Consider the following 18939-nt stretch of genomic DNA (forward strand, 5'->3'; position numbering starts at 1 on the left):
GTAGCTACCCGGCCGCCCTCTGCTCTGGCGGGGGCACGGGGCGTCTGCGGGGCGGGAAGACCTCGGAAGGCTTCGGCGCGGGCCGTGCGGGCCGCATAGGACGCTCCAAGGGCTCGCGGGCGGGCTCCGGCTTCTTGGGCTTCGGCGGTTCCCCGGCACCGGGAGCCCGCCCGCCCGCGATGGCCAGCAGCCGGGTGCGCGGGAGGGGGGCGGTGCTGCGGCCGGCCAGGCGGGCCCGTACGGACTGCTCCGCGATGGCCCGGCAGCGGTCGAGGAGTGCCGCGCCGGCCGGCGTGCCGCGCAGGCCGCGCAGCGCCACGAGGTCGTCGGGGACCGGCTGGTAGCCGGTGGCCAGGGCGTCCTGGAGCAGCCCCAGGTAGCCGCCCGCGGCCGCGGGGAGCGCGTCGCGGTAGCGGGCCAGGTCGGCGAGGAGGAACGCGCGCAGCCGGGCCGCTTCGCGGACCGCCTCGTCCAGGGTGCCTGCGAGGCGCAGGCAGTCCTGGACGTCTTCGTCGGACAGTGACGCGGGATGGAGGGCGATGGCGACGGCGCGTCGGAGCACACGCAGCTCGTCCGCGCTGAACGCCATGCCGCCACGGGATCCGTATGGCGTGGGCATGCAGTGACAATACGCACCAAACGGACAAAATCTGTTTAATTGATCTACGACGGCGCGGCGGCCGGGGCCGTCACATCCGGGCGACGTTGCGCTCGTACACCAGCCGCAGGCCGATCAGCGTCAGCCACGGCTCGTGCTCGTCGATCTCCGAGGCCTCGCCGAGCACCATCGGTGCCAGCCCGCCCGTCGCGATGACGGTCACGTCGTCCGGGTCGCCGTCGGGGCCCACGAGCTCCCGCGCCATGCGCTGCGTGACGCCGTCGACCTGACCCGCGAAGCCGTAGACGATGCCGGACTGCATGGCCTCGACGGTGTTCTTGCCGATCACGCTGCGCGGTCGGGCCAGCTCGATCTTGCGGAGCTGGGCGCCCTTGACGCCGAGCGCCTCGACGGAGATCTCGATGCCCGGCGCGATGACGCCGCCCGCGTACTCACCGCGCGCCGACACGGCGTCGAAGGTCGTCGCCGTACCGAAGTCGACGACGATCGCCGGACCGCCGTAGAGCTCGACGGCCGCGACCGCGTTGATGATGCGGTCCGCGCCGACCTCCTTGGGGTTGTCCATCAGGATCGGCACGCCCGTCTTGATGCCGGGCTCCACGAGCACGGCGGGGACGTCGCCGTAGTAGCGGCGGGTCACCTCGCGCAGCTCGTGCAGGACGGACGGGACGGTCGAGCAGATCGCGATGCCCTCGATGCCGTCGCCGAGTTCGTCGCCGAGGAGCGGGTGCATGCCCATGAGGCCCTGGAGGAGTACGGCGAGTTCGTCGGCCGTGCGGCGGGCGTCGGTGGAGATGCGCCAGTGCTCGACGATCTCCTCCCCGTCGAACAGGCCGAGGACGGTGTGGGTGTTGCCGACGTCGATGGTGAGCAGCATGGGTTACTTCGCCTCGCGCAGGTCGAGACCGATGTCGAGGATCGGGGACGAGTGCGTGAGCGCCCCGACGGCGAGGAAGTCGACGCCCGTGTCCGCGTACGCGCGGGCGTTCTCCAGGGTCAGCCGGCCGGACGATTCGAGGACCGCGCGGCCGTTCACGAGAGCGACCGCCTCGGCGGTCTGCTCCGGCGTGAAGTTGTCCAGGAGGATCAGGTCGGCGCCCGCCTCCAGGACCTCGGTCACCTGGGCGAGGGTGTCGACCTCGACCTCGATCGGGACCTCGGGGAACGCCTTGCGTACGAGTGTGAAGGCCTCGGCCACGCCGCCCGCCGCCACCACGTGGTTGTCCTTGACGAGCGCCGCGTCCGAGAGGGACATGCGATGGTTGACGCCGCCGCCGCAGCGGACCGCGAACTTCTCCAGGGCGCGCAGCCCCGGAGTCGTCTTGCGGGTGTCGCGGACCTTGGCGCCCGTACCTTCGAGAACGTCCGCCCACGCGCGCGTGGCCGTCGCGATGCCCGACAGACGGCACAGCAGGTTGAGCGCGCTGCGCTCGCCGGTCAGCAGGTCGCGGGTGCGGGTGGTGACGCTGATGAGCTTCTGCCCGGCCTCGACCCGGTCGCCGTCCTCGACGTGCCGCTCGACCTCGAACTCGTCCGTACAGACGATCGACAGGACCGCCTCGGCGACGCGCAGGCCCGCCACGGTGCCGGCCTCGCGGGCCGTGAAGTCGCCGGTCGCGACGGCGTCCTCGGGGACGGTCGCGACGGTGGTGACGTCGGGGCCGTGGGCGAGGTCCTCGGCGAGCGCGACGTTCGCGACGTCCTCGACCTCGACGGGGTCGAGGCCCGCCGCGACGAGGAGCTGGGCGAGGTCCGGGTCGAGGCTGCACTCGGCGGTGTCGAGTTCGTACGTCTCCTCACCGCCGCAGCCGCAGGCGTCGCCGCAGCCGCCGGAGGCGGTCGGCAGGAGCTGGGGGTTGTCGGGCGTACTCACGGTTACTGCTCCCTCTGAGCTGGTACGGGGCCGGGGTCTACGGGCGGGAAGGACGCGGATGCGGTGCGGTGTACGGCGAGGGTGCGGCCGGGGGTGAGCCGTACGACGAGGTGACGGCGCCAGGTGTCGTCGTCGCGGTCGGGGCGGTCCTCGCGCCAGTGACAGCCGCGGGTCTCCTCGCGGGCGCGGGCGGCGGCGACCAGGACGCGCGAGACGAGGAGAAGGTTGGTGGCCTCCCAGGCGTCCACGCCGGGCTCGGCGTCCTTGACGTCGTCGCTCCCGTTCCCCGCGTCCGCTTCGGCGGCCGCGCTGCGGTACAGGACCTCCAGCGCGTCCGCCGCGTGGTCGAGGCTGTCGGCGGAACGCAGCACTCCGGCGCCCGCCGTCATGATCCGCTGGATCTCGATGCGGGTCGCCGGGTCGAGGAGCGGGCCGGGGGCCTCCTCGCTCTCCACGGCGGGGCCGGGGGTCGCGGGGTGGGCCGCGATGTCCTCGGCGATGCGTTCCGCGAAGACCAGGCCCTCAAGGAGCGAGTTGGAGGCGAGCCGGTTCGCGCCGTGCACGCCCGTGCAGGCCACCTCACCGCACGCGTAAAGGCCGGGAACCGTCGTACGGCCGCGCAGGTCCGTCCGTACGCCGCCGGACGCGTAGTGGGCCGCCGGTGCGACGGGGACGGGCTCGGTGACCGGGTCGATGCCGTGGGAGCGGCAGGCCGCCAGGATGGTCGGGAAACGTGACTCCCACATCCGCGCGCCGAAGTGCCGGGCGTCCAGGTACATGTGCTCGGCGCCCTGCTCGCGCATCCGCCGCATGATGCCCTTGGCGACGATGTCGCGCGGGGCGAGCTCCGCCAGTTCGTGCTGCCCGAGCATGAAGCGCACGCCGTCCGCGTCGACGAGGTGCGCGCCCTCGCCCCGTACCGCTTCGGAGACGAGCGGCTGCTGCCCTTCCGCGTCCGAGCCCAGGAAGAGCACGGTGGGGTGGAACTGGACGAATTCGAGGTCCGAGACCTCCGCGCCCGCGCGCAGGGCGAGCGCGACGCCGTCGCCCGTCGAGACGGACGGGTTGGTGGTGGCCGAGAAGACCTGCCCCATGCCGCCGGTGGCGAGGACGACGGCCGGGGCGCGGACGGCGCCGACACCGTCGTGCTGGCCCTCCCCCATGACGTGCAGCGTGACGCCCGCCGTGCGTCCGTCGGGGTCCATGAGCAGGTCCAGGACCAGGGCGTTCTCGATCGTACGAAGAGAGGCGGACCGTACGGCTTCGACCAGCGCCCGGGAGATCTCCGCGCCCGTCGCGTCACCGCCCGCGTGGGCGATGCGGCGGCGGTGGTGGCCGCCCTCGCGGGTGAGCTGGATGGCGCCCGACTCGGGGTCGGTGTCGAAGAGGGCGCCGGTGTCGATCAGGCGGCGTACGGCGTCGGGGCCCTCGGTGACCAGGGCCCGTACGGCTTCCTCGTCGCACAGGCCCGCGCCCGCCACGAGCGTGTCGTCCAGGTGCTGCTCGGGGGTGTCCCCGTCGCCGAGGGCGGCGGCTATGCCGCCCTGCGCCCAGCGCGTGGAGCCGTCGTCCAGGCGGGCCTTGGTGACGACGACCGTACGCAGACCGGCGGCGGTGCAGCGCAGGGCGGCGGTCAGGCCGGCGACGCCGGAGCCGACGACCACGACGTCGGCGTCGACGGTCCAGCCGGGGGCGGGGGCCTTCAGCCGTATACCGGTCCGGGTCATGCCGAGGCTCCCTGCTCGCGGACTGCGCTGTCTTCGCTGCCCTCGTTGTCTTCGTCGGCTTCGCTGTCTTCGCCGGCTTCGTGGACGAAGGTCAGCGGGATGTTGTCGATGAGGCGGGTGGCGCCGACCCTGGCGGCCACGGCGAGGATCGCGTCACCGCTGTAGGTGTCGGGCACCTCGGTGAAGTCCGACGGGTCGACGAGGGCGGCGTAGTCGAGGTTCAGCGGGGGCTCAAGGCGCGCCGCCTCGTCCAGGACGGTGGCCGCTGCCGCGCGTACGGCCGCCGGGCCGCTCAGGTCCGCGTGGCCCGCCTGCTCGACGGCGTGCGCGTCGGCCGCCGCGCGCGCCTCGCCGAGGCCCGCGAGGGCGGCCACGCGCGCGGGGGTCGTCACCGCGCCCTGGGCCACGGCACGCGCGTGCAGGGCCTCCAGGGCGATGAGCCGGTCGCGGGCGGCGAACAGCGCGCGGGAGAGGGCGAGGGCGGTGCGGCGCTCGGCGGGCGAGAGGTAGCGGTTGCGGCTGGACAGGGCCAGACCGTCCTCCTCACGGACCGTCGGTACGCCGATGATCTCGACGGGGAAGTTCAGGTCGCGCGCCATGCGGCGGATCAGGGCGAGCTGCTGGGCGTCCTTCTGCCCGAAGAAGGCGACGTCCGGTCCCGTCAGGTGCAGCAGCTTCGCGACGACGGTCAGCATGCCGTCGAAGTGGCCGGGACGGGACGCGCCTTCGAGGCGCTCGCCCATCGGCCCCGCGGTGATACGGACCTGCGGTTCGCCGCCCGGATAGACCTCGTCGGCGGACGGGGCGAACACGGCGTTCGCACCGGCCTGTTCGGCGAGGGCGAGGTCGGCGTCGAGAGTGCGCGGGTAACGGTCGAGGTCCTCGCCGGCGCCGAACTGGAGCGGGTTGACGAAGACCGTGACGACGACGAAGCCCTTGGGCCCGACGTGCTCGCGCGCCGTGCGGATCAGTGTCGCGTGGCCCTCGTGCAGGGCGCCCATGGTCATGACGACGGCGGTGCGGCCGGGGGCGCCGGAGTGTTCGAGGACGTACTGGAGGTCCTCGCGCGTGGGGACCAGCTCGAAGGTGCCGCTCATCGGTCTTCTCCCTTGGGCCCGTCGGTACTGCCACCATCGGTGCTGCCACCGTCGGTGCTGCCACCGTCGGCCAGTACCTCCAGCAGCTCCTCGGCGAGCTCGGGCTTGAGCAGGCCGTGGGCGAGGGCGCGGTCGGCGGTCGTACGGGCCATGGCGAGGTAGCCGGCGACGGCCTGCGGCGCGTGCTCGCGCAGCTGCGCGACGTGCGCGGCGACCGTCCCCGCGTCGCCGCGCGCGACAGGGCCCGTGAGGGCGGCGTCGCCGGAGCGCAGGGCGTTGTCCAGGGCGGCGCCGAGGAGTGGTCCGAGCATCCGGTCGGGGGCCTCGACGCCTGCCGTGCGGAGCAGCTCCATGGACTGGGCGACCAGGGTGACCAGGTGGTTCGCGCCGAGGGCGAGGGCCGCGTGGTAGAGCGGGCGCGACTCTTCGGCGACCCACTCGGGCTCGCCGCCCATCTCGATGACCAGGGCCTCGGCCGCGAGGCGCAGCTCCTCGGGCGCGGTGACGCCGAAGGAGCAGCCGGCCAGCCGCTGCACGTCCACGGACGTACCCGTGAACGTCATGGCGGGGTGCAGGGCGAGGGGCAGCGCGCCGGCGCGCAGGGCGGGCGCGAGGACGCGGGTTCCGTACCGTCCGGAGGTGTGCACGATGAGCTGTCCGGGGCGTACGGCGCCGGTCTCCGCGAGCCCCTCGACCAGGCCCGGCAGGGCGTCGTCGGGAACGGTCATCAGGACGAGCTCGGCGCGGGCCAGGACCTCGGCGGGGGTGACGAGCGGGACGTCGGGCAGGAGCGCCGCGGCCCGGCGTACGGACGCGTCCGAGACACCGGAGACGGCGACCGGACGATGGCCCGCGAGCCGCAGCGCGGCGGCGAGTGCGGGGCCGACCCGGCCGGCTCCGACCACGCCGACGGTGAGGCGGGCGGGGCGGTCCCTGGCGTCCAGGGGCTCATGTGCTGCGTTTGGTGCGTTCACGCGGGGACGGCCTTCCGTTCCAGTCCGCGGGGGGTACCGGACGATTTCTCGTCATGCTACGCCAGCGTTTCGTGCGGCTGCCTCGCTGTCCACAGGCTGTGGGCAGAGGCCGCACGGTACGCGATGATCGCCTGCTGACGGACACCGCGGACGCTGGACGAGTGGGCCGACGTCTACGGCGACGGTGTCGTCGCCGGGCTTGAGCGGCTCGTCGCGCGGGCGCCGGGCGAGGCGCTGGCGGACGAAATCCGCGCATCCGGCGAGCCCTTCGGCGGGCTGATGCTGGAACTGCCGCTGCGGGATGCCGGTTTCGTACGTGGTGCACTTCGACGGCGCCCGACTGTGGGAGTGCGCCCCTCACTTCGGGCGTACGCTCCCCGGACATCGCGGAGCCGGCGGACAGCGTGTACGTGTCGTTCTACAAGGCGCACCGCCTGCGGCGGGCTGTTCCCCTACTCGCCCCTTCCCGAACTGGGGCTCCGCCCCAGACCCCGGTCCTCAAACGCCGGACGGGCTGATTGTGCTGCGGGGGTGCGGCCGGGGCTCCGCCCCGAGGCTCGGTTTTCAAGCGCCGGACGGGCTGGTTGTACTGCGAGGGTGCGGCCGGGGCTCCGCCCCACGCCCCGGTCCTCAAGCGCCGGACGGCTGGTTGTACTGCGAGGGTGCGGCCGGGACCCGCCCCACGCCTCGGTCCTCAAGCGCCGGACCCTTCCGCGCGCCCCTAGCCGCACGTACTCGAACCCGCACCCGCGACACGGCGGGAGCGCTGGGCCCGGCCGGCCGAGCCACGGGTGGCGGAGTTGCGGGTCGCTGAGGTGAACAGGTTCGCCAGGGCGGTTCGGAGTCGGTGGGTACGGGGTGGCCGGTCCTCGGCCGTCGCGCGGAGGCGCCGGTAGTCGCGTACCTCCCGCACCGCCTGCCAGTCGTTGAGGCCGGGCGCCGGCGGCGCGGGAGTGCCGAGTCGGGTGGCGCGGTAGACGTCGAGCATGTGCTGCTGAGTGGCGTTCATGTCCTCACCATGCGTACGCCGCACCCCGCGACGCGCATCGTTTGACGAGCCCCGTCAATCGACGGCCGCGCTGTCAGTGGCACCGGGCACGATGTACCCATGAGCGTGTCCATCGACATCACCGGCCTGCCGCCCGAGCGCATCGTCTTCGAGACCTCCCCGCTGGCGGAGCTCGGCATGGCCCTGCACGCCCTGTCCGAGCCGGGCCACCACCCCGGACTGCACGGCTGGGCGACCGCGGCCGCCGCCTCGCTGAAGCCGGACCTCGCCGACCGGATGAGCGAGGCGGAGTTCCTGTGGCGCAGCACGTTCTCGGACGTCTTCATGCCGTTCGCCGGCCTGCGGGGCGGTGACGGCAGGACGGGGGCGACGCTCAGCGACGACCTGGACGCGCTGGACCGGCTGGACGACGAACGATTCGTCTCCGCGGCCCTGGAGTTCACCTGCTCCAGTACGTACGGCACGCCCAGCCCGTCCCCGCTCGTCGACGCCACGATGCGCGAGCGGGCGCTGGACCTGGCCGCCGCGCGGGGGCCGAAGCAGACGGACTTCGCGCGCCGCCTGCTGGCCGATCCGGCGTCCGTACGGGCCTGGCTGCGGCGGCTCTTCGAGGACTGTGACCAGGCGTTCTTCGCGGACACCTGGCGTCGGATACGGGTCCAGCTGGCCGCCGACGCACGGCACAACGGCGAGGTGCTGCGCCGCAAGGGCCTCGCGGAGGCGCTGCACGCGGTCTCCCCCGCGCTGACGCTGGAGGAGAGCGGTGGCGCGGGCGGGGCCAGGACCCGTATCCAGGCCGACAAGCTCGCCGAGGGCCGCACCAGCGCCGTCGAGCCGGACGTCGGCGCGGGACTCACCTTCGTGCCGTCGAGCTTCGGCTGGCCGCATCTGTCGGTCCTGCACGCCCCCGGCTGGCGTCCGGTGATCCACTACCCGGTCGGCGCACCGGAACTGCCGTCCCCCGCGTCGGTCGAGCTGCTGAAGCTGCGGATGGAAGCGCTGGCCCACCCCATGCGCATGCGCCTGTGCCGCAACCTGGCCCGCTCCCCGTACACGACGGGCGAGCTCGCCGAATCGCACGGGATCACCGCCCCTGAGGTCTCACGGCACCTGACGACCCTGCGGAAGGCCGGTCTGCTGACCACCCAGCGCCGTGGCCGCTACGTCCTGCACAGCCTGGACCTCCAGGTGGTGTCCCGGCTGGGCAGCGACTTCCTGGAGGGCGTGCTGCGCTGAGGCGGGGAGGAACCTACTTGTCGATGTCGCCGACGACGAAGAACAGCGACCCCAGGATCGCCACCATGTCGGCGACGAGCGTTCCCGGAAGCAGTTCCACCAACGCCTGGATGTTGTTGAACGACGCCGAGCGCAGCTTCAGGCGGTACGGCGTCTTCTCGCCCTTCGAGACGAGGTAGTAGCCGTTGATGCCGAGCGGGTTCTCAGTCCAGGCGTAGGTGTGGCCCTCCGGGGCCTTCAGCACCTTCGGGAGCCGCTGGTTGATCGGGCCGGGCGGGAGGTCGGCCATCCGGTCCAGGCAGGCGTCCGCCAGGTCCAGCGCGTTGTGCGTCTGTTCGAGCAGGACCTCGAAGCGGGCGAGGCAGTCGCCCTCGGTCCTGGTGGCGACCTTCAGCGTGTCCTGGAGTTCGCCGTACGCGAGGTACGGCTCGTCGCGCCGGAGGTCGAAGTCGACGCCGGAGGCGCGGGCGATGGGGCCGCTCACTCCGTACGCGTGCACGGCCTCGGGCGACAGGATGCCCACATCCCGCGTGCGGCCGCGGAAGATCTCGTTGCCGGTGACGAGGTCGTCGTACACGTCCATCCGGGACCGGACGTCCGCGACGGCCTCGCGGGCCCGGCCGAGCCAGCCCGCGGGGAGATCCTCCTTGAGGCCGCCCACGCGGTTGAACATGTAGTGCATGCGGCCGCCGGAGACCTCCTCCATGACGGCCTGGAGCTCCTCGCGCTCGCGGAACGCGTAGAAGACCGGGGTGATTCCGCCCAGTTCGAGCGGATACGAGCCGAGGAACATGAGGTGGTTGAGGACCCGGTTCAGCTCGGCGAGGAGCGTGCGGGTCCAGACGGCGCGCTCCGGGACCTCCATGCCGAGCATGCGCTCGACGGCCATGACGACGCCGAGTTCGTTGGAGAACGCCGACAGCCAGTCGTGGCGGTTCGCGAGCATCACGATCTGCCGGTAGTCACGGGCCTCGAAGAGCTTCTCCGCGCCGCGGTGCATGTAGCCGATGACCGGCTCCGCGTGCTGGATCCGTTCGCCGTCGAGCACGAGCCTGAGGCGGAGGACGCCGTGCGTGGAGGGGTGCTGGGGGCCGATGTTGAGCACCATGTCGGTGCTCTCCGCCGCGCCGCCGATGCCGACCGTGGTCTCCGTCATGCGGCCAGTATCCCTGGTGCGGGTTACGGCCGGGGCTCCGCCCCGGACCCTGGCACTCAGGCGCCGGACGGGCCGATTCCGTCCGGCGGGGACGAGCCGGCCGGCTGCGTCAGCCAGGTGAAGTCGCCCAGGCACCCGCGGGCCGTCAGCTCGGCTGCCTCTCCCGCTCCCGACAGCGCCCGTACGTACGCCGCCGGGTCCGTGCTCGCCAGGGCAAGCGGCGGGCGGGCGGCGGTCACGCCCAGGCGGTGCAGCGCCTCACGCTGCGGCAGCAGCTCCGCACCCGGCAGCGCGCAGGCGTCCAGTGCGACGTGGGACGTGATGTCGCACGTGCCGTCCGGGACCGGGCGTACCTCCCGGCCCGCCCGGAAACCCGTCAGCGTGCCGAAGGAGGGCCGCGCCGTCCGCTCGTGGGCGTAGTCCACCGCGACCGCCAGTCCCGCGTCGAGCGTCGCCACCGCCGCCGCCCACACCGCGTCGCGCGGGCGGCCGATCTCGGCCCGCAGTCCGGGCTCGCCGCCGGGCGCGAGCGGCCACCAGCGTGCGAGCCAGTCGGCGTCCGGCCCGGTGACCGGGTCGCCCAGGCGCTCCTCACCGTCCTCGCGCCGTACGAGGACGTACCGCGCGACACCCGCCGCGTCCGTCTCGGCCACGTCCACCGGAACGTTGTCCAGCCACTCGTTCGCGAACAGCAGCCCGGCGACCCCCGACGGCGGCTCCGCGCGCCACTCGATGCGGTGATCCAGACCGGGCGGCCGGGGCGCGCGCTCCACGGCGTACGCCCGCACGCGCGCCGAAAGCTCCCGCGGCGCCGCCGCCAGCACCGCCGACAGCAGTTCGCCCCGCCCCGCGCCCACGTCGACCAGCGCCAGCTCCCGCGGCCGCCCGAGCGACTCGTCGATGTCCCCGAGCAGCCGCGCGACCGCTCCGGCGAACAGCGCGGATGCGTGCACCGACGTACGGAAATGGCCGGACGGGCCGGGTCCGCCGGGCCGTACGTAGAAGCCGTCCGGACCGTACAGCGCCTGCTCCGCCGCCTCCCGCCACCCCTGCCACTCATCCGTCACGGCACCCAGTCTCCACCTTGGGGAGTAGGCTCCGGTCCACCGGATCGCTCCTCCGGTTGACCCCTGCACCTATTTGATTTCCCTACGCTGGGTTACGTGCAACGCCTCTACGATTTCATCCGCAGGCACCCGACGAGTGTCGACAGCTTCTGGGCTGTGCTGCTCTTCGGGTTCTCCCTGCTGTGGGCCGTCGAGGCGTCGATGGGGACCGAACCACGCATCGCCGCCTTCCCGATCATCACGCTCCTGTGCCTGGTGGTGGCCCTGCGCCGGCGCGCGCCGGAGAAGATGCTGCTGCTGGCCATCGCGATGGGCGTCGCGCAGCTCGTGTTCGACGTGGAGGTCAATCCGGCCGACTGGGCCATGCTCGTCATCATCTACACCGTCGCCGCGAGCGACGGGCCCCGCTGGATCTCACGCCTCGCGCTCATGGGCGGCCTGGCCGCGGCTCCGCTCGCGCAGCTGCGCTGGCCCGCCGACCCGGGTAACAGCTCGGCCCTCGAGTCCGTCTTCTTCATGGTCGTCATGGCCCTGCCGTTCGCGCTGGCGTGGGTCCTCGGCGACTCGATGCGCACCAGGCGGGCGTACTTCGCCGAGCTGGAGGAGCGCGCCGCGCGGCTGGAGAAGGAGCGCGAGGCGCAGTCCAAGGTGGCCGTCGCCGCCGAGCGGGCCCGTATCGCCCGCGAACTGCACGACGTCGTCGCGCACAACGTCTCCGTGATGGTCGTCCAGGCGGACGGCGCGGCGTACGTCCTGGACGCCTCGCCCGCCCAGGCCAGGCAGGCCCTGGAGACGATCTCGACAACCGGCCGCCAGGCGCTCGCCGAGATGCGGCGCCTGCTGGGCGTGCTGCGCACCGGCGAGCACCAGGAGAGCGGCGAGTACGTGCCGCAGCCCGACGTCGAGCAGATCGAGGACCTGGTCGAGCAGGTACGCACCGCCGGGCTGACCGTCGACTTCAAGGTGGAGGGCACGCCGCGGCCGCTGCCGAGCGGCGTGGAGCTTACGGCGTACCGCATCGTGCAGGAAGCCCTCACCAATACGCGCAAGCACGGCGGGCCGGAGGCGGGCGCGAGCGTCCGGCTTGTGTACTTCGACGACGGGCTCGGCCTGCTCGTCGAGGACGACGGGCGGGGCGCGGCGCACGAACTGTACGAGGACGGCGGCGCGGACGGTCAGGGCCACGGCCTGATCGGCATGCGGGAGCGCGTCGGTATGGTCGGCGGCACGCTCGACGCGGGGCCGCGGCCGGGCGGCGGCTTCCGGATCAGCGCGCTGCTGCCGCTCAAACCGGCCCACTGAACCGCCGCCTCCCCTCCCTGGTCACGTCCCTGGTTACGTCCCTGGTTACGCCGACGAAAGGCACCCCACCCCATGTCCATCCGCGTGATGCTCGTAGACGACCAGGTGCTGCTGCGCACCGGCTTCCGGATGGTCCTGGCCGCCCAGCCCGACATGGAAGTCGTCGCGGAGGCCGGTGACGGGGCGGAGGCGATCGAGGTCCTGCGCTCCACGGCAGTGGACGTCGTGCTGATGGACGTACGGATGCCGAGGCTGGACGGCGTCGAGGCGACGCGGCGCATCTGTGCGGACCCTGACGCGCCGAAGGTGCTCATCCTGACCACCTTCGACCTGGACGAGTACGCCTTCTCCGGGCTGAAGGCGGGGGCCAGCGGCTTCATGCTGAAGGATGTGCCGCCCGGCGAACTGCTGGCCGCCATCCGGTCGGTGCACAGCGGGGACGCGGTCGTCGCGCCGTCCACGACACGGCGGCTGCTGGACCGCTTCTCGTCGATGCTGCCGAGTACGGACAAGGGGACCCGCGCCGTCGACTCCGCGCTGGCCCGGCTGACCGAGCGGGAGCGCGAGGTGATGCTGCTCGTGGCGCAGGGCCTGTCGAACGGGGAGATCGCGGCGCGGCTGGTGCTGTCGGAGGCGACGGTCAAGACGCATGTCGGCCGCATCCTGACCAAGCTCGGCCTGCGCGACCGGGTGCAGGTCGTGGTTCTGGCCTACGAGTCGGGCCTGGTCCGGGCGGGCGGCGGCCCCGGCCCGAACCGGTTGTAGGGCGCACCGCCGCGCGGGGCCTGTTCCCCACCCCGTCTCCCTCGCACCCTTCACGCGGCGGCCGCACGATGTCACACCGCCGCGCGGGCGAAATGACCACGCAGGGTTACGAGATCGCGCTGCGCAGGACCGCCACGTCGAGCTGTTCCGTTTCGTCATGGGCCGTCAGGTCGATGACCTGGCCCACCACTCGGTCCCCCGACGCCCGGTGCGCGTCCGCCAGCGCCTCCTCGCCCACCACGTCCGCGAGGTCCTCGTTCTGGACGGCTTCGATGGCCGCTGCGGCCGACTTCTGGTTGCCGAAGAAGTCGAAGCCCCCCTGCACACGCGAGGCGCGGCGCCGCTCGGCGGCGTACGGCACGACGGCGGACGACGGGCGAGCGTGTTCCGGGGAGGACACGGTGTCGCTACCGGCGGCCGCCTCGCGCTTCCCCTCCGGCTCCGCCACCCCACGGCCCCGCGCTTCGCGCGACTCGCGGGACTCCTGCTCCGCCGCGTTGCGCGACAGATTGTCCAGCGCCATGGACGCACGCAGATACGCGGACGGTGTCGGGGAACCGCCGGCAGCCGGCAGTGCCTTCGGGGCCGCCGCCTCGATGGCCAGCAGCCGCCGGCCTTCCAGGGCGCTGGCGCGCTCGGTCTCCGCGGTCGCGTACCGCCGCAACAGCGCGGCGTGCTCGCCGCGCAGGGCGGCCAGTTCGACCCGCTTGGCGCGCAGCTTCGCGTCGAGCCTGGCGCGCAGCTCGCGCGACTCCTCGAGGTCCGACTCGAGGTCCGCCAGGCGCTCCTCGGTCTTCCACTCGTCGCTCGCGCGCGCTCGCGTCAGTTCAGCCACACGTCGGCCCGCCGCGCGGTCCCAGGCGCGCATGAGTACCGCGCCGGTGACCGCCGCGGCCGCGGCGGCGGCGACCAGGCCGCGCAACACCACCGGTTCCGCGAACAGCCAAGCACCGGCGGCGCAGAGTATTGACGAGCCGGCGACCGCGGCAGGCGGAAGGATCCTGTGCAGGGGTGGGGAATGGCGGTGGCGTCCACGTGGCATGGCCTGAAATTTACCGTGCGTGGACGACGGATGGGGACCCGCCCGGCAATCTGTTCCCGGGCGGTTACCCAATTCCTTACCCGGCTTACTTCTTGACCAGCCCCTTGGCCTCCAGATACTCCTTCGCGGCATCGGCGGGCTTCACCCGGTCAGTGTCGATCTTGCGGTTCAGCTCCACCAGATCACCGGTCGTCAGCACCTTGGTGAGCTTGCCGAGAGCGTCCGCTATCTCCGGCGCTCCGGCGTCCTTCGCATTGACCACCGGCAGTACGTTGTCGGCGTTCTGGAGCTTCTTGTCGTCTTCCAGGAGGACGAGTCCGAAGCCCTCCAGCGTCGCGTCGGTCGTCGTGGTCAGCACAAGCTGATCCGCGCCGTCCTTGACCGCCTGCTTGGCCTGCGGAGTGCCTACGCCCTTGGGGTCGACGCCGATGACGTCGATCCCGTACTCCTTCTTCAGACCCGGTGCGCAGAAGGGCCGGATCTCGCACTCGTCACCCGCGGCGATCTTCACCTTGAGCTTGGACTTACCAAGATCAGAAAGTGTCTTCAGGTTGTTCTTCCCGGCGTATTCCTTGCTGACGGCGAAGGCGTTCTGGTCGACGGCCTCGCCGGCCGGCAGCGGCTTCAGTCCGCGCGGCTCCGCGAGCTTCTCCAGTGCTTTGAAGGTGGCGGCCACATCGCTGGAGGCGACCGGATTCTTCTCGGGCGCCTTGGGGCCGTTCGCCTTGGCGTTGAGGAATTCGGCAAGCGTAGCGGCGTATTCCGGTACGACGTCGATCTCGCCCTTCTCCAGGGCGGGTTCGTACAGTTCGCGGTTCTCCACCGTCTTGATGGAGGTGCTGTATCCGGCCTCGGACAAGAGCTGCGCGTACAGCTCGGCCAGCACCTTGGACTCGGTGAATCCGGCCGAGCCGACCACCAGCGACCCCTTGCCGCCGCCGTCCTTGTCCACGCCGCCGGTCCCGCCGTTCTCCAGGCTTTCGCCGCCGCACGCCGCCAGCCCGCCGGCCAGCGCGATCACGCCCAGTACCGCACCCGCCGTACGCGAGATTCTGCTCATGAGGTTCACCATCCAGAGGAAGAAGAAAGGAGAGACAAGAAAGACACCGTCAGGCCGTCGCCCGCCGCGCCGCGCCCCGCCGCCTTGGGTCCAGCAGCCGGTCCGCCGCCACCAGCACGCCCTCCACCAGCAGCGCCAACGCGGCGACAAGCAGCGCGCCCGCCACCACCTGTGGCGTGTTGTACGTGTTGAAGCCGGCCGTGATGATCCTGCCCAGGCCGCCCTCGCCCGCCATCGCGGCGAGCGTGGCCGTGGCGACGACCTGGACGGCCGCCGACCTGAGCCCGGTCATGACCAGCGGGTACGCGAGGGGCAGTTCGACCCGTACGAACACCTGACGCCCCGACATCCCCATCCCGCGCGCGGCCTCCACCACCGCCCGGTCCACCTCACGCATGCCGATGTACGCGTTGGTCAGCAGCGGCGGTACGGCGAACAGCACCAGCGCGATGACCGTCGGCAGGTCCCCCTGCTTGCCCAGAGGCGTGAGCGTCAGCAGGATCAGCACCGCGAGGGTGGGGATCGCCCGCCCCACGTTGGAGAGATTCACGGCGAGCGCGCCGCCCCGGCCCAGGTGCCCGAGCCAGAGCGCCACGGGCAGCGCGATCAGACAGGACAGCAGCAGGCACACGCCACTGAAGTACAGATGCTCGGCGAGCCGGTTCCAGACGCCGCTCTCCCCCTGCCAGTTGGCGCCCGTCGCCAGCCACGTGAAGGCGTCCCCGATCGCTCCCATGGATCAGCCGGCCTTCGCGATACGGGTGGTACGGACAGACGGTCGGCCGGTACGTATTCGGGGCGTACGCCGCCCCGGCGCCCTGGTCCACGGAGTGAGCGCCCGCTGCAGGCCGAGCAGCAGCAGGTCGGCCACCACCGCCAGCAGCACACAGATCACCGAAGCCGTGAGCACCTGCGCCCTGAAGAGGGAGTCGAGGCCGTCCACGATCAGTGTCCCCAGACCGCCGTACCCCACGATCGCGCCGACCGTCGTCAGGGCGACCGTCGACACCGTCGCGATCCGCACCCCGGCCAGCAGAGCGGGCAGCGCCAGCGGCAGTTCCACCTCCCACAGCAGCCGGCCACGCCCGTACCCCATGCCCAGCGCGGCCTCCCGCGCCTCCGCCGGCACCGCTTCGAGCCCGGCCAGGATGTTGCGCACGAGGACAGTCAGCGAGTAGAGGACGAGCCCCGTGACCACGACGGCCGCCGAAAGCCCGAACACCGGCAGCAGCAGCGAGAACATCGCCAGCGAGGGGACGGTGTAGAGCACGGTCGTGAGGCCGAGGACCGGACCCGCGAACCTGGACCGGCGTCCGTCCCGGCCACGCGCGAGCAACGCCAGCGGAAAGGCGATCAGCAGGCCGATCACCACCGAAACCACCGTGATCCACACATGCTGCACAGTCGCGTCGGCCAACTCCTGGCCGCGGGAGCGGACGTACTCCCCGCAGATCCAGTCGTTCGCCGTCAGGCAACTCCGGCCGCTCATGCCGCCCCACCTCCCCCGAGACCCCGAACCCATGCCGAACTCATGCCCGAGCCCATGTCTGACGACCCTATCCCCGGCCACTGACAATCGCCGGAATCCGCCTCATTCCCGCACCATGGTCCTGACACCGGACCGGCCACAATGGGGACTCATGATCCGATTCGAGCACGTCACCAAGCGGTACGCCGACGGCACCACCGCCGTCGACGACCTCTCCTTCGAAGTCGCCGAGGGCGAACTGGTCACGCTCGTCGGGCCCTCCGGCTGCGGCAAGACCACCACCATGAAGATGGTCAACCGGCTGATCGAGCCGAGCGACGGCCGGATATTCCTCGACGGGGACGACATATCCACCGTCGACCCCGTCCAGCTCCGCCGCCGTATCGGTTACGTCATCCAGCAGGTCGGCCTCTTCCCCCACAAGACGGTCCTGGACAACACCGCGACCGTCCCGCACCTCCTCGGCGTCAAGCGCGCCAAGGCCCGCGAGCGCGCCGCCGAACTCCTCGACCTGGTCGGCCTCGACCCGTCCGTGCACGGCGACCGCTACCCCGACCAGCTCTCCGGCGGCCAGCGCCAACGCGTCGGCGTGGCCCGCGCCCTGGCCGCCGACCCGCCCGTACTCCTCATGGACGAGCCCTTCGGCGCGGTCGACCCGGTGGTCCGCGAGCACCTGCAGAACGAGTTCCTGCGGCTCCAGCCCCAGGTGCGCAAGACGGTCCTCTTCGTCACCCACGACATCGAGGAGGCCGTCCGGCTCGGTGACCGCATCGCTGTCTACGGGCAGGGCAGGATCGAGCAGTTCGACGCCCCGGCCGCCGTCCTCGGCGCACCCGCCACGCCGTACGTCGCGGACTTCGTCGGCGCCGACCGGGGCCTCAAGCGCCTCTCCGTCACCCCCATCGAGCCCGGTGACCTGGAGCAGCCGCCCGTCGTCCATCTCGACGACCCGGCCGCGAAGGCGGCCGCCAAGCTGGTCGCCGAAGGCGCCCGTTGGGCCGTCGTCCTGGACAGCGCCGACGATCTGCACGGCTGGGTCTCCGCCGAGCAGGTCCGTACGGCCACCGGGACCGTACGCGAACACGCGCGCCGTATGGAGGCCTGGCTGCCCGTCGGCGCCTCCCTCAAGCAGGCCTTCTCCACGATGCTCCAGCACGACGCCGGCTGGATCGCGGTCATCGACGAGGAGAGCGCGGGGCGCTTCCTCGGTGTGCTCACACCGGCGCGTCTCCATGAGGCGCTGCGCCGGTCCATCGACGCCGACGCACAGGCCGTTCCCCGTACGGCAGTGGAAGTGGAGTCCGTCAGCTCGCCCTGAGCCTGCCGCTGATCCACTCCATGGCGGCCGGTATCTCGCGCCGCCAGGTGCCGAAGTTGTGGCCGCCGCTGTCCAGCGTGATCGAGGAGACCCGCGCGGGCGGCCGCACCTTCCCGATGAACTTCACCGTGTCCTTGAGGTTTCCCTCGCCCTCCCTGGAACTGGTCACGAGGAACGACGTTTTCGACGGCTTGACATGGTCCAGGCTCCACAGCAGGTCGGCCCGCTCGCGCCGGCCGTTGTCGCCGTGGAAAAGGTCACCGGTCGTCGGGTCCTCGGCTGCCCTGTAGTACGCGGACAGGCCCGCGCCCGCCCCGAACGTCGCGGGATGGTGGAGGGCAAACTTCAGCGCGCAGTAACCCCCGGTGGAGTTCCCTATGACGCCCCAGTTCCGCGGCTTCGTGCCCACCCTGTAGGACTCCGACACCGCCTTCGGAACGTCCTTGGCCAGGAAGGTCTCGGTCTGCGGGCCGCCGGGCACATCCACGCATTCGGTGTCACGCGGCGGTGCCACGGTCGGCCGCAGCATCACCAGGATCATCGGCTGCATCCTGCCCGCCTGCGCCTGCGTGTGCGCTGTTCGCGGGTAACGCAGCCCCTTGAGGAGGTTCTCCGCCGTACCCGGATACCCGGTGAGCACGATGGACGCCGGGAAGGTCCGCGCGGCGTACCGCGGCCGGAAGTACTCGGGAGGCAGATAGACGTAGGCCTTGCTGGCTATCTTCGAGCGCTCGCCCGTGATGACGACCTTTTGTATCTGTCCTCCCACCGCGGGCTTCGATCCGCCCGGCACATCCATGCCCTGCGTGTCGACGACCTTGAGGTCCCTGGCAGCGGCCGAGTGGTCGACGACCACGCCCATTTCCGTCTCCTGGCCGAAGAGGTCGGTCCACGAGCCGTAGAAGAGGAAGGACTTGTTGGCCGCGAGCCCGACCGTGGCGAACAGCATGAGCTGAGTCACGAGGAGCAGGCCGGCGCGGCCCAGTACGGAGCGCCAGTCGCGGCCCGCCAGGCGAGGCCAGAGCAAGACCGTGGCGACGAACAGCACCACTGCCAGAAGAGCGGCAAGCGCCAGAACCTTGTTACTGGTGAGGCCCATGAGGAGAGAGAGCTTTCTGCCTGAGAATTTCCGGGGAGCGAGTGAACCCGCTCCCCGGTTGCACCGTCCTAGAGGGCGCAAATTGTCCGGCTGCTTCGGCCCAAGG

The 18939-nt window shown here is 71.9% G+C and carries 18 protein-coding genes and 1 pseudogene; 5 read left to right on the plus strand and 14 right to left on the minus strand.

Translation table 11 applies throughout. The features are described 5' to 3' along the window. Window positions 1–4: 4 nt before the first annotated feature. From G412_RS0100170 to G412_RS0100195, 6 genes are all read right to left on the minus strand, one after another. A complete protein-coding gene (locus G412_RS0100170; RefSeq protein WP_028810297.1) occupies window positions 5–589 on the minus strand; it encodes a hypothetical protein in 585 nt (194 codons plus the stop codon). A 100-nt stretch (window positions 590–689) separates the two neighbouring features. Further along, a complete protein-coding gene (locus G412_RS0100175; protein ID WP_028810298.1) occupies window positions 690–1496 on the minus strand; it encodes a type III pantothenate kinase in 807 nt (268 codons plus the stop codon). 3 nt (window positions 1497–1499) lie between these two features. Further along, window positions 1500–2492 (minus strand): carboxylating nicotinate-nucleotide diphosphorylase, encoded by a 993-nt coding sequence (gene nadC / locus G412_RS0100180; RefSeq protein WP_028810299.1) that lies wholly within the window; start codon window positions 2490–2492, stop codon window positions 1500–1502. A gap of 2 nt (window positions 2493–2494) precedes the next feature. Further along, window positions 2495–4219: an L-aspartate oxidase gene (locus tag G412_RS0100185; RefSeq protein ID WP_028810300.1), complete on the minus strand. Its 1725-nt coding sequence runs from the start codon at window positions 4217–4219 to the stop codon at window positions 2495–2497. After that, window positions 4216–5316, minus strand: a complete 1101-nt coding sequence (gene panC / locus G412_RS32660; protein WP_078606694.1) for a pantoate--beta-alanine ligase — start codon at window positions 5314–5316, stop codon at window positions 4216–4218. The genes G412_RS0100185 and panC overlap by 4 nt, the downstream gene beginning before the upstream one ends. Beyond that, the gene (locus G412_RS0100195; protein WP_028810301.1) at window positions 5313–6290 is read right to left on the minus strand and encodes a Rossmann-like and DUF2520 domain-containing protein; all 978 of its coding nucleotides are present in this window, start codon (window positions 6288–6290) and stop codon (window positions 5313–5315) included. Before G412_RS0100195 ends, panC begins: the two co-directional genes overlap by 4 nt. A 183-nt stretch (window positions 6291–6473) precedes the next feature. Between G412_RS0100195 and G412_RS40655 the strand changes: the two are divergent. Further along, window positions 6474–6718: pseudogene (locus G412_RS40655) on the plus strand (threonine aldolase); the annotation flags it as partial. A 293-nt stretch (window positions 6719–7011) separates the two neighbouring features. On the opposite strand, the gene G412_RS40395 reads toward G412_RS40655, so the two are convergent. Beyond that, window positions 7012–7299 carry a hypothetical protein gene (locus G412_RS40395; RefSeq protein ID WP_208857824.1) on the minus strand — a complete coding sequence of 96 codons (288 nt, stop codon included), beginning with the start codon at window positions 7297–7299 and terminating at the stop codon, window positions 7012–7014. Window positions 7300–7404: 105 nt separating this feature from the next. Here G412_RS40395 and G412_RS0100205 point away from each other — a divergent pair, with 105 nt between their 5' ends. Then, complete coding sequence (locus tag G412_RS0100205) at window positions 7405–8535, plus strand: DUF5937 family protein (protein ID WP_028810302.1); 1131 nt, start codon at window positions 7405–7407, stop codon at window positions 8533–8535. A 13-nt stretch (window positions 8536–8548) separates the two neighbouring features. On the opposite strand, the gene G412_RS0100210 is transcribed toward G412_RS0100205, so the two are convergent. Continuing rightward, window positions 8549–9691, minus strand: coding sequence for an NADH-quinone oxidoreductase subunit D (locus G412_RS0100210; RefSeq protein WP_028810303.1), 1143 nt, complete (start codon window positions 9689–9691; stop codon window positions 8549–8551). 56 nt (window positions 9692–9747) lie between these two features. Continuing rightward, on the minus strand, window positions 9748–10758 hold the full coding sequence (locus G412_RS32670; protein ID WP_037647226.1) for an SAM-dependent methyltransferase: 1011 nt from the start codon (window positions 10756–10758) through the stop codon (window positions 9748–9750). Window positions 10759–10854: 96 nt separating this feature from the next. Here G412_RS32670 and G412_RS0100220 point away from each other — a divergent pair, with 96 nt between their 5' ends. Both G412_RS0100220 and G412_RS0100225 read left to right on the plus strand, forming a co-directional pair. After that, window positions 10855–12060 (plus strand): sensor histidine kinase, encoded by a 1206-nt coding sequence (locus G412_RS0100220; protein ID WP_028810304.1) that lies wholly within the window; start codon window positions 10855–10857, stop codon window positions 12058–12060. A gap of 72 nt (window positions 12061–12132) precedes the next feature. Beyond that, entirely contained in the window at window positions 12133–12825 is a 693-nt protein-coding gene (locus G412_RS0100225; protein ID WP_028810305.1) for a response regulator, read from the plus strand. A gap of 106 nt (window positions 12826–12931) precedes the next feature. On the opposite strand, the gene G412_RS0100230 is transcribed toward G412_RS0100225, so the two are convergent. The 4 genes from G412_RS0100230 to G412_RS0100245 form a co-directional block, all read right to left on the minus strand. Next, complete coding sequence (locus G412_RS0100230; protein ID WP_028810306.1) at window positions 12932–13867, minus strand: hypothetical protein; 936 nt, start codon at window positions 13865–13867, stop codon at window positions 12932–12934. 85 nt (window positions 13868–13952) lie between these two features. Further along, window positions 13953–14927, minus strand: coding sequence for an ABC transporter substrate-binding protein (locus G412_RS0100235; RefSeq protein WP_028810307.1), 975 nt, complete (start codon window positions 14925–14927; stop codon window positions 13953–13955). Between the two features lie 49 nt (window positions 14928–14976). After that, window positions 14977–15663 carry an ABC transporter permease gene (locus tag G412_RS0100240; protein ID WP_028810308.1) on the minus strand — a complete coding sequence of 229 codons (687 nt, stop codon included), beginning with the start codon at window positions 15661–15663 and terminating at the stop codon, window positions 14977–14979. A gap of 3 nt (window positions 15664–15666) precedes the next feature. Further along, entirely contained in the window at window positions 15667–16416 is a 750-nt protein-coding gene (locus G412_RS0100245; RefSeq protein WP_028810309.1) for an ABC transporter permease, read from the minus strand. A gap of 151 nt (window positions 16417–16567) precedes the next feature. Here G412_RS0100245 and G412_RS0100250 point away from each other — a divergent pair, with 151 nt between their 5' ends. Beyond that, window positions 16568–17734 carry an ABC transporter ATP-binding protein gene (locus G412_RS0100250; RefSeq protein WP_028810310.1) on the plus strand — a complete coding sequence of 389 codons (1167 nt, stop codon included), beginning with the start codon at window positions 16568–16570 and terminating at the stop codon, window positions 17732–17734. Here G412_RS0100250 and G412_RS0100255 read toward each other — a convergent pair. Next, window positions 17721–18833, minus strand: coding sequence for an alpha/beta hydrolase (locus G412_RS0100255; protein WP_028810311.1), 1113 nt, complete (start codon window positions 18831–18833; stop codon window positions 17721–17723). The genes G412_RS0100250 and G412_RS0100255 overlap by 14 nt on opposite strands. Window positions 18834–18939 lie beyond the last annotated feature (106 nt).

This window comes from Streptomyces flavidovirens DSM 40150, assembly GCF_000429085.1.
Classification (GTDB): Bacteria; Actinomycetota; Actinomycetes; order Streptomycetales; family Streptomycetaceae; genus Streptomyces; species Streptomyces flavidovirens.